This is a genomic window from Kitasatospora sp. CB01950 (assembly GCF_001905465.1).
GTDB lineage: Bacteria > Actinomycetota > Actinomycetes > Streptomycetales > Streptomycetaceae > Kitasatospora.
Genome location: NZ_LISX01000017.1, coordinates 93,016 through 108,050 on the forward strand (window position 1 = coordinate 93,016; position 15,035 = coordinate 108,050).

Consider the following 15,035-nt stretch of genomic DNA (forward strand, 5'->3'; position numbering starts at 1 on the left):
TCCGCCGGCCCCCTTCGCGTGCCTGGCCCCTCAGGAGCCGAGCAGGTTCGCGGCCGGCGTCTCGGCGGACTTGCCGGTGGCGGCCTTGGAGACCTGGTCGGCCGTCAGCGCCTTCTTCCAGACCTGGACGCCGGTGATCGAGCCGTTCCAGGCGTCCGCCCACTGCGCCTTGTAGCGGGCCCGGCCGAGCTCCAGCGGGCCGGTGCCGTGGACGATCGACGGCGCGGCGGTGGTCTGGGCGAGGGCGCCGTCCACGTACAGCGAGATGCTCTTGGCCTTGGCGTTGTAGACGCCGGTCAGGGTGGTCCACTGGCCGGTGGCGGCGGTCGCGGTGGAGACCGCCAGCGCGCTCTTGCCGGCCTCGTTGGCGGTCTGCACCTTGAAGACCCAGCGGTTCTTGTTGGTCCCGGCGTCCTCGCGGCCCAGGTAGAAGGAGAAGAACTGTTCGCTGTTCTGCGACAGCGCCGCCTTGGACGCGCTCGCGGCGTCGTTGCGGACCACCGCGGAGACGGTGAAGTCCTTCGTGGTGTCGACGGACGCGTCGGCGGCCTCGGCGTAGCCGTCGCCGCTGCCGACCAGTTGCAGCGCCTTGCCGTCGCGGCCGTCGGCGGCGCCCACCTTCGCGGCGGTGCCGAGCTTCAGCCCGGGCACCGGGGCGGCGTCCGCGGCCGCGTCGCCCTTGCCGCCCTGGCCCCCCTGGGCGGCGTTGGCGTTCGCGGACTGCTTGGCGGACGGTGCGGCGCCGACCTGCGCGGCCTTGGGCATGGCCGGACCGTCGCCCTTGTCCTGCACCATCACCGCGACGGCGACCATCGCGCCGGCCGTCACCAGACCGGTGGCCACGGCGGTGATGCGGACGGTCCGCTTACGGCGTTCCTCCCGCGCGTCGGCCTCCGCCATCGTCCGCCAGTACGCCGCTTCCGCTCCCCCGACCACCGGCTCTCTGGTCGCGCCCGCGTTCCCCGCTGCCCGCCTGCCAGCCACGTTCTCCCCGATCCGTACGCCTGCTTGTCGGCGGAACTCTAGGTGGCCCGGTTCGAACACGCGAACCGGAACGCCCCGCAGCACTCCACCCCGAGCACCGTAACGGTGCTCGGGGCGGCGGGAGTTGACTCGATTTCGATCAGCCTCGGTGGGCCGACCGGCGGCGGGCGGACAGCGTGACCGCGCCGGCGCCGAGCAGCACAAGGGCGGTGCCGCCGATCAGCAGCGGGGTCGCGTCGGAGCCGCCACCGGTGGACGCCAGGTTCTCGGTGCCGACCGGCGTGGAGCCCGGGGTCGACTCGATGTACCCGGCCGGGACGACGGCCGGACCCGAGCTCTGCACCGGGCCGGCCGACGCCGACGGGCCGGCCGACGTCGACGGGGTGGCGGGCGGGGTGCTCGGGGTCCCGGTGCCGGCGGTGGGCGCCGGGGAGCTCGGGGCGCCCGGGTGGACGATCGGCGCGGTGAAGTGCGGGATGAAGGGAAGGTCGGCGGTCATGTTCTGGAGGCCGACCCGGATGTCGACCTGCTTCTGCGCCGCATTGGAGTGCGAGGTGACGGAGAGTCGGAACTGCACCCGGGTCGCGCCGCCCGGCTCCACGTCGGTGGCGAGGAAGGAGTAGTCGCCGCGCAGCACCGGGTCGCAGCCGGGCTTCAGCGCGATGGTCTTCCACTCGCCCTGGTGCAAGACCTCCAGCACCAGGTCCTCCGGCTGCAGGACGCCGGGCAGGCCGGCGCCGGCCTCGTTGTAGAAAGTGGGGAACGGCACCGCGCCCTTGAGGGTGCCCGTGCCGGTGTTGCGGATCTGGACGCCGAACACCAGCGGGGCACCGCCTGCGGTGACCTTGTCGCCCTCGATCCACATCGCAAGCTCCGGCTTCGGGGTCGCCGCCGGAGCGGAAGCGGCCGGGGAGGAGGCGGGCGCGGACGCCGGGGCGGACGAAGCGGGCGCGGACGCCGGCGCGGACAAGGCAGGCGCGGATGCGGGCGCGGCCGCCGCGGCGGCCGGCGCCGTGTCGCCACAGTCGGCCCAGGCGTTGGTCGCCCCGCCGAGGACGGGGACGGTGGCGCCGAGCACGACGGTGGCGGCAAGAACAGCGAGGCGGTTGCGGCGGCGGCGGATGGACATCGGTGGTTCCCCCCGGAACTGATGACGGTGAGTGGTGGTCGCGGCGTGTGCTCGCGTTCGTTGCGCTTGGCCCGGCGAGCGCCGTTGAGAAAATTCTGTCGTCCGGATGTTCGGTCCAGATCGATGATTCGCCACCGAACAGCAACAGCCGATCGCACCCGACCCAGCGTGCCGTGCAACGGAGTTGAGGCATCGTCCGCCACCGGCGGGACCCCGTGGGCGCTGACCTGTGCAGATACGGGGTGGGGGTATGGTTGCCCGGATGGAACGGACGGGGCGGGCAAGCGATCCCGCCGGGCGGACGGTCGCCCGGTGGGCGGTGCTGTGCGCCCTGCTGCTCGGGCTGTTCCTGATGCACGGGAGCCCGGCGAGCGCCGCCGGCTGTCACCGGACGACGGAGTCCCCGGCCGCCGCCCACCACACGGCGGCGCACGCCGACGAGGGGAGCGCCCGGGCCGCCGTTCGTGCGCCGGGCGCGCACGAGGGTGCGGCCGTCGACTGCCTCGCCACCCCGGCCCGCGACCGGCTGCCGCACACCGCCCCGCCCGCCGCCGTGCCGTGGAGCCACCCGCAGCCCGTTGCGGCCGACCCGCTCCACGCGACCGCTGCCGGGGGCGGCCGGGCGCCGCCGGACGGCGGGCGGGACCTGCTGCTCCGGATCTGCGTCGCCCGCAGGTGAGAACGCCACCCGGCCGCCCCGTCGAGGGCCGCCGGGCGCCGCGTCCTGCCCGCGAACCGCGCACCTTGGAGCGAACTCCGATGACCCGCACCACCACGACCACCCGCCGCGCCCTGCTCACCGCCGCGGCCGCCGCCGCGCTCGCCCTCACGCTGGCCGCCTGCGGCAGCGACCCGATGCCCGGCATGGACCACGGCGCCGCGCCCTCCGCCACCACCGCCGACCACGACATGCCCGGCATGAGCCACGGCCCGGACGGCATGGCGGGCATGCCCGGCATGGACCACGGCGCGAACGGGCTCGCCGCCGAACAGGGCGGCTACCGCCTGGAGGGCAGCCTCGCCGGCACCGAGTACCGGTTCACCGTGACCGGCCCGGACGGCAAGGTGCTCACCGAGTACCAGCCCGAGCAGACCAAGGAGATGCACTTCTACGCGATCCGCTCCGACCTGTCCGGCTTCCAGCACCTGCACCCGACGCGCTCCGCCGACGGCACCTGGACGGCCCCGCTGGCCGCCCTGCCGCCCGGCGAGTGGCGGATGTACGCCTCGTTCATCCCCGGCGCGGGCAGCGGCAAGGGCACCGGCCTGGTGCTCAGCCGCACCGCCACGGTGGCCGGGCAGGCCGAGCCGGTGCCGCTGCCGGCGGCCGCGACCGGCGCCACCGTCGACGGGTACACCGTGACGGTGGCCGGTGCGCCGAAGGCCGGCGCCGCCGGGGAGCTGACCGTCACCGTCGCCAAGGACGGCAGGCCCGTCACCGACCTGGAGCCCTACCTGGAGACGTACGCGCACCTCACCGCCTTCCACGCCGGCGACCAGGCGTTCGCCCACCTCCACCCGGAGGGCGCGGCCGCCACCGGGGCCGGCGGCGGCCCGACCCTGGCGTTCCACGCCGAACTGCCGAAGCCCGGCGACTGGCGGCTGTTCCTCCAGTTCCGGACCGGCGGCACCCTGCACACCGCGGCGATCACCCTGAACGTCGCCGCCTGACCGCCCCGGGCCCGCCCCGACCCGGGTCGGGGCGGGTTCTCGCACGAGTGCGCGAAGATGGACGGATGACCGCCTCCCCGCGCCCCCGCCTGATCGCCACCGACCTCGACGGCACCCTGCTGTGCCCCGGCGGGACGGTCTCCACCCGGACGGCGGCCGCGCTGGCCGCCGCCGAGGCAGCCGGGGTGCAGGTGGTCTTCGTCACCGGCCGCCCGCCGCGCTGGATGCGCCACCTGGGTCCGCACATCGGCGGCCACGGCGTGGCGATCTGTTCCAACGGCGGCGCGGTGGTCGACGTCCGGCGCGGCGAACTGCTGGAGACCAGCCCGCTGGACCTCGCCGACACGCTCGCCGTCGTGGACCGGCTGCGCGCCGAACTCCCCGACACCGCCTTCGCGTTCGAGTTCCCGGAGGGCTTCGCGCGGGAGCCCGGGTACACCGTCTTCATGGGCGAGTCCGACAACGACCACCCGGTCGGCCCGGCCGCCGAACTCCTCGCCTCCGGCCGCGTGAACGGCCTGTTCAAGCTGCTCGGCAAGCACCCCGACCTCTCCCCCGACGAGTTCCTCGACCGCGCCCGCGCCGCCGTCGGCCCCCTCGCCGAAGTCACCCGCTCCAGCCCCATCCCGCTGATCGAGATCAGCGCCCCGGGCGTCACCAAGGCCAGCAGCCTCGCCCGCTGGTGCGCCCAGCACGGCATCGACGCCACCGAGGTCGTCGCCTTCGGCGACATGCCCAACGACCTCGACATGCTCGCCTGGGCCGGCCAGTCCTACGCCGTCGCCAACGCCCACCCCCTCGTCCTCGCCTCCGTCACCCGCCACACCGTCAGCAACGCACACGACGGCGTCGCGGCCGTCATCGAAACCCTGCTCTGACGGCTCGTCACAGCCGGGCCGTCCAGCGGACCCTGGCACCCTTGGCGTGGGGGCCGGGTTCGTGCCAGGCGTCGCCGCCGAGGGCTTCGGCGCGCCGGGTGAGGTTGCGGAGGCCGGAGCGTCGGCCGTTGGCGGGGATGCCGATGCCGTCGTCGGTGACGGTGAGCAGGACGCCGGGAAGGCCGGGGCAGCTGGGGCCGGGGGCGACGGGGCGCCCGTCGGGGCCGAGGTGGACGGTGGCGTCGACCTCGACGGAGACCCGCGAGGCGCGGGCGTGGCGGGCGGTGTTGGAGAGCATCTCCCGCAGCGCGGCGAGGAGTTGGCGGGAGGCCTGTTCGCCGACCAGGCTCTCCACCGGGCCGGTGAAGGTGATCGAGGGCCGGAAGCCGAGGGCCGCCGCGGCCTGGCTGCCCTCGCGAAGGACGCGGGTGCGCAGGGTGTCGGGTTCGTCGTCGGTGTCGCCGTGCTGGAGGGCGTAGATGGTGGTGCGGACTTCCTGGATGGTGGCGTCGAGTTCGTCGACGGCCTGTCCGACGCGCTCCTGCACCTCGGGGACGACGGCCCGGCGGGCGGCGGACTCCAGCATCATGCCGGTGGCGAAGAGGCGTTGGATGACCAGGTCGTGCAGGTCGCGGGCGATCCGGTCGCGGTCCTGGAAGACCGCCAGGCGCTGCTGGTTGAGCTGGTACTCGGCGAGTCGCAGGGCCAGCGCGGCCTGCGAGGCGAAGGTCTGGGCGAGTTGCTGTTCGGTGCCGGTGAAGGGCGCGGTGCCGGCTTCGCGCCAGACGCAGAGCGCGCCCAGCACCCGACCCGCGGAGACCATCGGCACGGCCAGGCAGGGCCCGAACTCCCGTGCCAGCCGGTCGAACTGACTGTCCGTGGCCGCGCCGGTCGCGGCCGTCGGGTCGTCCTGGTGGACGGGTTCACCGGCCAGTAGTCGAGGGGCGAGACCGTGTTCGGGGAGCAGTTCGCCGGTGAGGTAGTCGGCGCGTTCCCCGGAGGCGTACGCGACCCGCATCCGGTCCTCGCCGGCCGGCAGCAGGACCATGCCGAGCGCGCCCTCGGCGAGTTCGCGGACCTGTTCGGCGGCGACGGTCAGCGCGATCCGCGCCTCGTCGGTGGAGAGCAGCGAGGTGGTGACGGCGGCCGCGGCGGTGATCCAGCGTTCGCGGCGCCGGCCCTCCTCGTACAGTCGGGAATTCTCGATCGCGACGCCCGCGGCGGCGGCCAGCGCCAGCACCACCTGCTCGTCCTCGGGGGTGAACGCGCCGCCGCCCTGCTTCTCGGTCAGGTAGAGGTTGCCGAACACTTCGCCGCGGACCCGGATCGGCACGCCCAGGAAGGACACCATCGGCGGGTGCGCGGGCGGGAAGCCGACCGAGCGCGGGTCGGTGGAGAGGTCGGTCAGCCGCAGCGGCCGCGGGTCGTCGATGAGCGCGCCGAGGATGCCGCGTCCGGTGGGCAGCCGGCCGATCCGGCGGGCGGTGGCATCGTCGACGCCGATGTGGATGAAGTCGGACAGGCCGCTGCCGTGCGGGTTGACCACGCCGAGCGCGGCGTACCGGGCGTCGACCAGTTCGGCGGCGCCGGAGGCGATCCGCTGCAGGGTGGTGTGCGGGTCGAGGTTGGCGCCGACCGAGACCACGGCCTCCAGCAGGCGCTGCATCCGGTCGGCCACCGCGGCGGCGGACTGCAGCCGTTCGGAGACCTCGGTGACCAGGGTGTCGAGCCCGAGCGAGGAGATCTCGGGAATGCGCGGTGGACCGTTCTCGGCGGCCGGCTGATCCATGCCACCAGTGTGCCCGTTCGTCCCTGTTCGTCCGGTATTCGGGTCAGCGCAACGTCGGACCTGTCGGACGAGCCTGTCGGACGAGAAATCCTCCGCTCAGGCGGCCACCCGGTGCTGCTCGCCGGTCCGTTCGCGGGCCAGCATCGCGGCCAGCCGGCCGTCGGGCCGGTCCGCCAGTTCCGACCAGGGGCCGCGTTCGACCACCCGGCCGTCGTCCAGCACCAGCACCTCGTCGACGCTGCTGTCGTCGAGGCCGGCCAGCCGGTGGGTGATCAGCAGGGTGGTGCGGCCCTCGGTGGCGGCCAGCAGGTCGGCGGTGAGCGCGTCGGCGGTGACCACGTCGAGGTGTTCGGCGGGCTCGTCCAGCACCAGGACGGGGAAGTCGGCGAGCAGTGCGCGGGCCAGCGCGAGGCGCTGGCGCTGGCCGCCGGAGAGCCGGGCGCCGTGTTCGCCGACCATGGTGTCCAGGCCGTCGGGGAGGCCGTCCACCCAGTCGAGCAGGCGGGCCCGGGCGAGCGCGGCGCGCAGCTGCGTCTCGTCGGCGTCGGGGCGGGCCAGGCGGAGGTTCTCCCGCACCGAGCTGTCGAAGACGTGCGCGTCCTGCGCGCACAGGCCGATCACCCGGCGGACGTCCTCGCCCGCGAGCTCGCGGGTGTCCAGGGTGCCGGCGAGCCGCACGGAGCCTCCGGCCGGTTCGAGGAAGCGCAGCAGCACGTGCGCGAGCGTGGTCTTGCCGGAGCCGGACGGGCCGACCACCGCGACCCGCCGGCCGGGCCGCAGTTCCAGGTCGACGCCGCACAGCGCGTCGCGCGCCGACCCCGGCCAGCGGGCCGTCAAGTTACTGACCACGACCGGGAGTTGAGTGTCGGGCAGCGGCGCGGGCGAGGCGGGTTCGGCCACCGGCAGCGGGGTGTCGAGCACCTCGTCGAGGCGTTCCCGGGAGGCCCGGGCGCGTTCCCGGAAGCGCACCGCGGTGGGCATCCCGACGACCGCCTCGAACGCGGCGAGCGGCGTCAGCACCACGACGGCCAGGCAGACGCCCGGCAGCGCGCCGGACGCGACGCCGCGCACGCCGACGGCCGCGGCGGCCACCACGGTGAGGCCGGAGACCAGCGCGACCAGGCCCGCGGAGAGCGCGCCGGACGCGGCGGAGCGCCCGGCCAGCCGGGTCAGCGCGGCGTCGGCGCCGCGGGTGGCGCGCAGCCGGTCCGGGAGGGCCCCGGCGACGGTCAGTTCGGCGGTACCGGTCAGGGTGTCGAGGACGGCGGTGGCCAGTTCGCCCTTGGCGGGGGCGTGCCGGCGTTCGGTGCGGCCGGAGATCAGGCGCTCCAGCGCGGGGACGGCGGCCCCGGCGAGCAGCAGGCCGAGGGCGAGCACCAGTCCGGCGAGCGGCAGGAACGCGGCGAGCGCGGCGGAGGCGGCCAGCGACACCACGGCGGCGGTCGCGGCGGGCAGCCGCCAGCGCAGGTGGAAGTCCTGCACGGCGTCCACGTCGGCGACCAGCCGGGACAGCAGGTCGCCGCGCCGGAACTGGGGGAGTCCGGCGGGGGCGAGCTGTTCGAGGCGGCGGTAGACGGCGGTGCGGATCCCGCCGAGGGCCTTCAGCACGGCGTCGTGCGAGACCAGCCGCTCGGCGTAGCGGAACACGCTGCGGCCGATGCCGAACGCCCGGACCGAGGTGACGGCCACCATCAGGTACAGCACGGGCGGCATCTGCGAGGCCCGGGAGATCAGCCAGCCGGAGGTGCCCATCAGTGCGACGGCGCAGCCGAGGGCGAGCGAGCCGAGCAGCACGGCGGGCCACAGCCGGGGCTTCGTGGCGGCGGGCGCCGGCCCGGCCGTCGCGGTGTCCGCGGCTCGCGGCGCCGGCCCGGTCCCGGCGGGCCCCGGAGCGGGGAGCGCCGCAGGCGCGGGGCCGGCCGCCGCGCCGGGCAGCCGCACGTGGTGGTCGGCGAGGCCGATCAGCGCGGGCCGGTGGGTGATCAGCAGCACCGTCCGGTCGAGTCGGCCGAGGGTCTCCAGCAGCGCGGCCTCGGTGACGGGGTCGAGGTGCGCGGTGGGTTCGTCCAGGACCAGCAGCGGCCGGTCGGCGAGCAGCGCGCGGGCGAGGGCGAGGCGCTGGCGCTGGCCGGCGGACAGGCCGTGGCCGTTCTCGGCGAGCCGGGTGCCGGGGTCGGCGAAGTCGACCTGGGCGGCGGCGAGCGCGGCGGCGAGTTCGGTGTCGGTGGCGTCGGGCCGGGCGAGGCGGACGTTCTCGGCGACGGTGCCGGCGAACAGGTGGGGGTGCTGCGGGACCCAGGCGATCCGGGCGTGCCAGCTGGCGAGGTCGGTGTCGGCGAGCGGCTGGTCGCCGATCAGCACGCGTCCGGCGTCCGGTCGGACGAAGCCGAGCAGGACGTTCACCAGGGTGGTCTTGCCGGCGCCGCTGGGCCCGGTGACCACGGTGGTGCGCCCGGCGGGGACGACCAGCGAGACGTCGTGCAGGGCGTCCTCGGCGCGGCCTTCGTGGCGGACCGTCAGGCCCTCGATCCGGATGTCGGCGCCGGCCACCGGCGGGGCGGGGCGGCGGCCGCCCTCGGGCAGCGGGGTCTCCAGCACCTCGAAGATCTTCCCGGCGGCGGCCAGGCCCTCGGCGCTGGAGTGGTAGAGCGTGCCGACCTGGCGCAGCGGCAGGTAGACCTCGGGGGCGAGGACCAGCACCAGCAGGCCGGTCTCCAGGTCGAGGGAGCCGCCCACCAGCCGGAAGCCGATGGAGACGGCGACCAGGGCGACGGAGAGGGTGGAGAGCAGTTCCAGTGCGAAGGACGAGACGAAGGCGAGCCGCAGGGTGCGCATGGTGGCGCGGCGGTAGTCCTCGGTGATCCGGCCGATGGCGGCGGCCTGGGCCTTGGCGCGGCCGAAGACCTTGAGGGTGGGCAGTCCGGCGACCACGTCGAGGAAGTGGTGGGAGAGCCGGGACAGGCCGGCGAACTGGCGGTCGGTGCGGGCCTGGGTGGCGTAGCCGATGAGGATCATGAACAGCGGGATCAGCGGCAGCGTCACGCAGATGATCGCGGCGGACTCCCAGTCGGCGCCGAGGATCCGGGCGAGCACGACGAGCGGGACGACGACGGCGAGGGCCAGTTGCGGCAGGTAGCGGGCGAAGTAGTCGTCGAGGGCGTCGACGCCGCGGGTGGCGAGGGTGGCCAGGTCGCCGGTGCGGCGGCCGGTGAGGTAGCCGGGGCCGAGCGCGGTGGCGTGGTCGAGCAGTCGGCGGCGCAGCGTGGACTTGACGGTGGCGACCGAGCGGTGCGCGGTGAGTTCGGTCAGCCAGGCGACCAGCGCCCGGCCGAGGGTGACGGCGGCGAGGCCGAGCAGCGGCCCCCACAGTGGGGACTGGCCGCGCTGGAACGCGCGGACCACCAGGTCGGCGATCAGTGCGGCCTGCGCGACCAGCAGGGCCGCGCCCACCCCGCCGAGGATCACGGATCCGGCGAGGAAGGCGCGGGTGGTGCGGGCGTAGGCCAGCAGCCGCGGGTCGATCGGGCGCATCCGCTGCCGGCTGTCCATCAGAGGTCGCTCCTGGCTCAGTGGTGGGCGGCGGGAATGTTCTGGACGCCGATCCGGCGGCGGAAGACCCAGTACGTCCAGCCCTGGTAGAGCAGCACGAGTGGGGTGAAGACCAGCGCGACGACGGTCATCACCTTGAGCGTGTAGCCCGAGGACGAGGAGTTGGTGACGGTCAGCGACCAGTCCGGGTTCAGGGTGGACGGCATCACGTCGGGGAACAGCGACAGGAACAGCATGCCGACGGCGGCGACGATGGTCAGGCCGCTGAAGCCGAACGCCCAGCCCTCGCGGCCGGCCTGGTTGGCGCCGAGCGCCGCGACCAGGGCGAGCACCGCGACGATCAGTGCGGCCAGGCTCCAGTGGTTGCCGGAGTCGATCTGGGTCCAGATCAGGAAGGCCGCCGCGAGCAGCGCCAGGACCAGTCCGAGCACGGTGGCCTGGACGCGGGCCCGGTGCCGGATGTCGCCGCTGGTCTTCAGCGCGGCGAACACCGCGCCGTGGAAGGTGAACAGCACCAGGGTGGTGAGTCCGCCGAGCAGCGCGTACGGGTTGAGCAGGTCCCAGAGGGTGCCGACGTAGTTCTTGTCCTGGTCGATGGCGACGCCGCGCACGATGTTGGCGAAGGCGACGCCCCACAGGAAGGACGGCAGCAGGGAGGTCCAGAAGATGGCGAGTTCCCAGTTGCGCTGCCAGCGCCGGCTCTCGCGCTGGTGCCGGTACTCGAAGGAGACGCCGCGGACGATCAGGCAGACCAGGATGGCCAGCAGCGGGATGAAGAAGCCGCTGAACAGGGTGGCGTACCAGTCGGGGAAGGCCGCGAAGGTGGCGCCGCCGGCGGTGAGCAGCCACACCTCGTTGCCGTCCCAGACCGGGCCGATGGTGTTGATCAGGACGCGGCGTTCGGCGGTGTTGCGGGCCAGCAGCCGGGTGAGGATGCCGATGCCGAAGTCGAAGCCTTCGAGGAAGAAGTATCCGATCCACAGGACGGCGATCAGGATGAACCAGAGGTCGTGCAGGTGCATGTGATCCGTCCTCAGTACGCGAAGGCGAGCGGCTGGTCGGCGTCCTCGTCGTCCGAGGGGCCGCGCAGGGTCGGGTCCTTGGCGGGCGGCTTCTCGTCGGTGTTCGGGCCGGCGGCGGCGTACTTGGTGAGCAGCCCGACCTCGATCACGGCGAGGATCGCGTACAGGGCGGTCAGGGTGACCAGGCCGAACACCTGGGTGCCGATGGTGACGTTGGGGGAGACCGCGTCCCGGGTGCGCATCAGGCCGAACACCACCCAGGGCTGGCGGCCCATCTCGGTGAAGATCCAGCCGAAGCTGTTGGCGAGCAGCGGGAAGCCCATGGTGAAGATGCCGATCCGCCAGCTCCACCGGGTGAAGAAGACGTTCATCTCACGGTTCTTGGTGAGCATCAGCTTCGGCGGCTCGTCCTCGCCGGTGCGGTGTTCGGGGGCCAGCCAGAACCTGCGGCGGGTGGTCCACAGGCCGATCAGCGCGGCGACGAAGGACGTCATGCCGAAGCCGATCATCAGCCGGAATCCCCAGTAGGTGACGAAGATGTTGGGGATGTAGTCGGTGGGCTGCCCGCCGTGCTGGGCGACCTCGGCGGCGGCGATGTCGTTGATGCCGGGGACTTCGGACGAGAAGTCGTTGTGCGCGAGGAAGGACAGTATTCCGGGGATCTCCAGGGCGACCGAGTTGTGGCCCTTGGAGACGTCGCCGACGGCGAACACCGAGAACGGGGCGGGGGCCTGGGTCTCCCAGAGGGCTTCGGCGGCGGCCATCTTCATCGGCTGCTGCTCGAACATCACCTTGCCGAGGGTGTCGCCGCTGATCGCGGTGCCGAGGCCGGCGACCACGGCGATGGCCAGGCCGACCCGGAGCGAGGTGCGCATCGCGGCGGTCTTGCGCTTGTCGGGCTGCTTGCCCTGCTTGGCGCGCCACAGGTGGAAGCTGGCGATGCCGACCACGAAGGCCGCGCCGGTGAGGAAGGCGGCGGTGAGGGTGTGGAAGACCTGCACCAGGGTGGTGTTCTGGGTCAGTACCCGGACGATGTCGGTGAGTTGGGCCTTGCCGGTGACGGGGTCGATCCGGTAGCCGACCGGGTGCTGCATCCAGGAGTTGGCGGCCAGGATGAAGTACGCGGACAGCGCCGTGCCGATCGCGACCATCCAGATGCAGGCGAGGTGGATCTTCTTCGGCAGCCTGTCCCAGCCGAAGATCCACAGGCCGATGAAGGTGGACTCGAAGAAGAAGGCGATCAGCGCCTCCATCGCCAGCGGGGCGCCGAACACGTCGCCGACGAAGCGGGAGTAGTCGGACCAGTTCATGCCGAACTGGAACTCCTGGACGATGCCGGTGACCACGCCCATGGCGATGTTGATCAGGAAGAGCTTGCCCCAGAACTTGGTGGCGTGGAAGTACTTCTCCTTGCCCGTGCGCACCCAGGCCGTCTGCAGGCCGGCGACGATCGAGGCCAGGCTGATCGTCAGCGGGACGAAGAGGAAGTGGTAGACGGTGGTGATGCCGAACTGCCATCGCGAGATGGTCTCGTGAGCGACTGCTAGGTCCACTGCGCCCTCTCTCACAGGATGTGCATAACAGACAAAAAGCATATTTAGCACGGGGTCGTGCCGAACCTGCCCAAGCTTGTCCGCTTGTGAACGTGAACACGTTCACAAGAGCAGTATCCATGATGCTTATCAGTGCATTCGCACGGGGGGGGTGACTGCGACAGTCAGATGATCCGATGCCCGCTCGATCGCTCACAAGCCGCCGCCGGGGAACCGTCGCTGTACCGAACGGCGCTTGACAGTGACCTCACTGACTGGGCATCAGCCCAGGTCAGTGCTGGTGCGGCAGGCTCATTCTGAAGGCCGCACCGTCGCCCGGCGCGGTGCGCAGGCTCAGCTCGCCACCGTGCGCGGACACCAGCGCCGAGGCGATCGCCAGGCCCAGGCCCGCTCCCCCGCCCTCGCCGGCCCGGCGGGTCCGGGAGGCGTCCACCCGGTAGAAGCGTTCGAACACCAGTGCCGCCTGCTCCTCCGTCATGCCGGGGCCCAGGTCGGCCACCTCCAGCAGGCAGCTACCGTCCACCCGGCCCACCCCGATCCGCACCGCGGTGCCCTGCGGGGTGTGCTTGACCGCGTTGCCCACCAGGTTGGTCACCACCTGGCGCAGCCGGGCCTCGTCGCCGAGCACCGGCGCGGGCTGCGGGGCGCCCTCGCCGTGCGGGCCGGTCAGCGACACCGGGCGGCCGGGGTCCAGCGCGGTCAGGTCGTGCAGGGCGTCGGCGGCCAGCGTCCGCAGGTCCATCGGGGCGAGGTCCAGCGGGCGTTCCTCGTCCAGCCGGGCCAGCATCAGCAGGTCCTCGACCAGGCCGCCCATCCGGACCGCCTCGGACTCGATCCGGTCCATCGCCCGGTCGACGTCGTCCAGCGCGCCCATCCGGTGCAGTTCGGCGAAGCCGCGGATGCCCGCCAGCGGGGTGCGCAGCTCGTGCGAGGCGTCGGCGACGAAGCGGCGCATCCGGCGTTCGGAGGCGGCCCGGTCGGCGAAGGCCGTCTCGATGTCGGTGAGCATCCGGTTCAGCGCCGCGGACAGCCGGCCCACCTCGGTGCGGGCGGGCAGTTCCGGCATCCGGTGCGACAGGTCGCCGTCGGCTATCCGCTGTGCGCCGGCCTCCAGTTGGCGCAGCGGCCGCAGCCCGGCCCGCACCGCGAGGGCCCCGAGGCCGGCCAGGCCCACCAGCAGCGCGCCGCCGATGGTGAAGAAGGTGGTGCGCAGATGCTTGATGGTGGCCTGCACGTCGTCCAGCGGCACCGCGACCTGCACGTACCGCGGCGAGCCGAAGTCGGTGGCGACGGTGCGCTGCAGCGGCAGCACCAGGGAGCGCCACTCGCTGCCGCGCGGCACCTTCGCGGTGAACGGCTCGGTCTCCCACCTGGCCAGCGCGGCGGCGGTCAGCACGGGCAGCTGCGGGGCGGGTTCGGAGTCGGTCAGCGGCTGGCGCAGCACCGACAGCACGGAGCCGTCCGCGGCCAGGTAGCGCACCACGTACTCGCTGGGCAGCGCCTGGCCGGTGCGGCGGCTCAGCGTCTGCGGGCTGAACACCGACACCGGGGGCTGCTGGCGGGTCGGCGCGCGCCGCGACAGCGGTTCGGCGTAGCGCTCCAGCTGCTGGTCGGCCCGCTCGACCAGTTGGCCGCGGACGACGCCGAGGACCAGTGTGTCGCTGACCACCAGTCCGGTGGTGACCAGCAGCAGCGCCAGCACCAGCAGTCGGACCCGCAGCGAGAAGCGCGCCATCTCAGCTGTTCGGCGGGCGGCGCAGTGCGTAGCCGATGCCGCGCACGGTGTGGATCAGCTTGGGGCCGTGCGCCGGGCCGGAGTCGAGCTTGCGGCGCAGGTAGGAGATGTACGACTCGACGATGGACAGGTCGCCGCCGAAGTCGTACGCCCACACGTGGTCGAGGATCTGTGCCTTGGAGACCACCCGGCCGACGTTGGCCATCAGGTAGTGCAGCAGCTTGAACTCGGTGGGGGAGAGCGAGACCGGGACGCCGCCGCGGGTGACCTCGTGGGCGGTCGGGTCGAGGGTGAGGTCGGCCACCACCAGGCGGCCGTCGTCGGCGGGGCCGCCGGCCCGGCGCAGGATCGCCCGGATCCGGGCGATCAGCTCCTCCAGGCTGAACGGCTTGGTGACGTAGTCGTCGGCGCCGACGGCCAGGCCCTGGACCTTGTCGCCGGTGCCGTCCTTGGCGGTCAGGAACAGCACCGGGACGTGCTCGGGGCTGCCCGGCCACTGGGTCTGGTCGCGCAGCCGCTGGACGACGGTGAAGCCGTCCAGGTCGGGCAGCATCACGTCGAGCACCACCAGGTCGGGGCGCTCGGCGGCGACGGCGTCCAGCGCCTCCTGACCGGTGGCGGCGGACGCCACCCGGAAGCCGGAGAACCGCAGGCTGGCGGACAGCAGTTCGCGAATGTTGGGCTCGTCGTCGACCACCAGCAGGAAAGGTTCACCGCCTGCCGGG

Annotated in this window: 11 protein-coding genes; 3 read left to right on the forward strand and 8 right to left on the reverse strand. The window is 73.4% G+C overall.

Going from position 1 to position 15,035, the window contains the following annotated elements:
* Positions 1 to 30 precede the first annotated feature (30 nt).
* Positions 31 to 900: a LamG domain-containing protein gene (locus tag AMK19_RS30525; protein WP_073818000.1), complete on the reverse strand. Its 870-nt coding sequence runs from the start codon at positions 898 to 900 to the stop codon at positions 31 to 33.
* A 223-nt stretch (positions 901 to 1,123) separates the two neighbouring features.
* A complete protein-coding gene (locus AMK19_RS30530; RefSeq protein ID WP_073818002.1) occupies positions 1,124 to 2,113 on the reverse strand; it encodes a hypothetical protein in 990 nt (329 codons plus the stop codon).
* 262 nt (positions 2,114 to 2,375) lie between these two features.
* Here AMK19_RS30530 and AMK19_RS30535 point away from each other — a divergent pair, with 262 nt between their 5' ends.
* The 3 genes from AMK19_RS30535 (at position 2,376) to AMK19_RS30545 (ending at position 4,662) form a co-directional block, all read left to right on the forward strand.
* Positions 2,376 to 2,792, forward strand: a complete 417-nt coding sequence (locus AMK19_RS30535; RefSeq protein ID WP_073818005.1) for a hypothetical protein — start codon at positions 2,376 to 2,378, stop codon at positions 2,790 to 2,792.
* A gap of 80 nt (positions 2,793 to 2,872) precedes the next feature.
* Positions 2,873 to 3,784 carry a hypothetical protein gene (locus AMK19_RS30540; RefSeq protein ID WP_073818008.1) on the forward strand — a complete coding sequence of 304 codons (912 nt, stop codon included), beginning with the start codon at positions 2,873 to 2,875 and terminating at the stop codon, positions 3,782 to 3,784.
* Positions 3,785 to 3,849: 65 nt separating this feature from the next.
* A complete protein-coding gene (locus tag AMK19_RS30545) occupies positions 3,850 to 4,662 on the forward strand; it encodes an HAD family hydrolase (RefSeq protein WP_073818010.1) in 813 nt (270 codons plus the stop codon).
* Positions 4,663 to 4,669: 7 nt separating this feature from the next.
* On the opposite strand, the gene AMK19_RS30550 is transcribed toward AMK19_RS30545, so the two are convergent.
* The 6 genes from AMK19_RS30550 to AMK19_RS30575 all read right to left on the reverse strand — a co-directional run bounded on the left by AMK19_RS30550 (position 4,670) and on the right by AMK19_RS30575 (position 15,013).
* Positions 4,670 to 6,451: a sensor histidine kinase gene (locus tag AMK19_RS30550; protein ID WP_073818013.1), complete on the reverse strand. Its 1,782-nt coding sequence runs from the start codon at positions 6,449 to 6,451 to the stop codon at positions 4,670 to 4,672.
* A gap of 96 nt (positions 6,452 to 6,547) precedes the next feature.
* A complete protein-coding gene (cydD, locus tag AMK19_RS30555; RefSeq protein WP_073818077.1) occupies positions 6,548 to 9,982 on the reverse strand; it encodes a thiol reductant ABC exporter subunit CydD in 3,435 nt (1,144 codons plus the stop codon).
* Between the two features lie 35 nt (positions 9,983 to 10,017).
* Positions 10,018 to 11,022: a cytochrome d ubiquinol oxidase subunit II gene (gene cydB, locus AMK19_RS30560; RefSeq protein ID WP_073818015.1), complete on the reverse strand. Its 1,005-nt coding sequence runs from the start codon at positions 11,020 to 11,022 to the stop codon at positions 10,018 to 10,020.
* 11 nt (positions 11,023 to 11,033) lie between these two features.
* Complete coding sequence (locus AMK19_RS30565) at positions 11,034 to 12,575, reverse strand: cytochrome ubiquinol oxidase subunit I (protein WP_073818017.1); 1,542 nt, start codon at positions 12,573 to 12,575, stop codon at positions 11,034 to 11,036.
* Between the two features lie 271 nt (positions 12,576 to 12,846).
* On the reverse strand, positions 12,847 to 14,310 hold the full coding sequence (locus tag AMK19_RS30570) for a sensor histidine kinase (protein ID WP_073818020.1): 1,464 nt from the start codon (positions 14,308 to 14,310) through the stop codon (positions 12,847 to 12,849).
* A 1-nt stretch (position 14,311) separates the two neighbouring features.
* Positions 14,312 to 15,013 carry a response regulator transcription factor gene (locus tag AMK19_RS30575; RefSeq protein ID WP_338015825.1) on the reverse strand — a complete coding sequence of 234 codons (702 nt, stop codon included), beginning with the start codon at positions 15,011 to 15,013 and terminating at the stop codon, positions 14,312 to 14,314.
* Positions 15,014 to 15,035: the final 22 nt, after the last annotated feature.

What these genes read in the sequence shown, in the direction of transcription:
- AMK19_RS30525 (WP_073818000.1), bottom strand. Translation starts at nt 900, where the DNA reads ATGGCGGAGGCCGACGCGCGGGAGGAACGCCGTAAGCGGACCGTCCGC.
- AMK19_RS30530 (WP_073818002.1), bottom strand. Translation starts at nt 2,113, where the DNA reads ATGTCCATCCGCCGCCGCCGCAACCGCCTCGCTGTTCTTGCCGCCACC.
- AMK19_RS30535 (WP_073818005.1), top strand. Translation starts at nt 2,376, where the DNA reads ATGGAACGGACGGGGCGGGCAAGCGATCCCGCCGGGCGGACGGTCGCC.
- AMK19_RS30540 (WP_073818008.1), top strand. Translation starts at nt 2,873, where the DNA reads ATGACCCGCACCACCACGACCACCCGCCGCGCCCTGCTCACCGCCGCG.
- AMK19_RS30545 (WP_073818010.1), top strand. Translation starts at nt 3,850, where the DNA reads ATGACCGCCTCCCCGCGCCCCCGCCTGATCGCCACCGACCTCGACGGC.
- AMK19_RS30550 (WP_073818013.1), bottom strand. Translation starts at nt 6,451, where the DNA reads ATGGATCAGCCGGCCGCCGAGAACGGTCCACCGCGCATTCCCGAGATC.
- cydD (WP_073818077.1), bottom strand. Translation starts at nt 9,982, where the DNA reads ATGCGCCCGATCGACCCGCGGCTGCTGGCCTACGCCCGCACCACCCGC.
- cydB (WP_073818015.1), bottom strand. Translation starts at nt 11,022, where the DNA reads ATGCACCTGCACGACCTCTGGTTCATCCTGATCGCCGTCCTGTGGATC.
- AMK19_RS30570 (WP_073818020.1), bottom strand. Translation starts at nt 14,310, where the DNA reads ATGGCGCGCTTCTCGCTGCGGGTCCGACTGCTGGTGCTGGCGCTGCTG.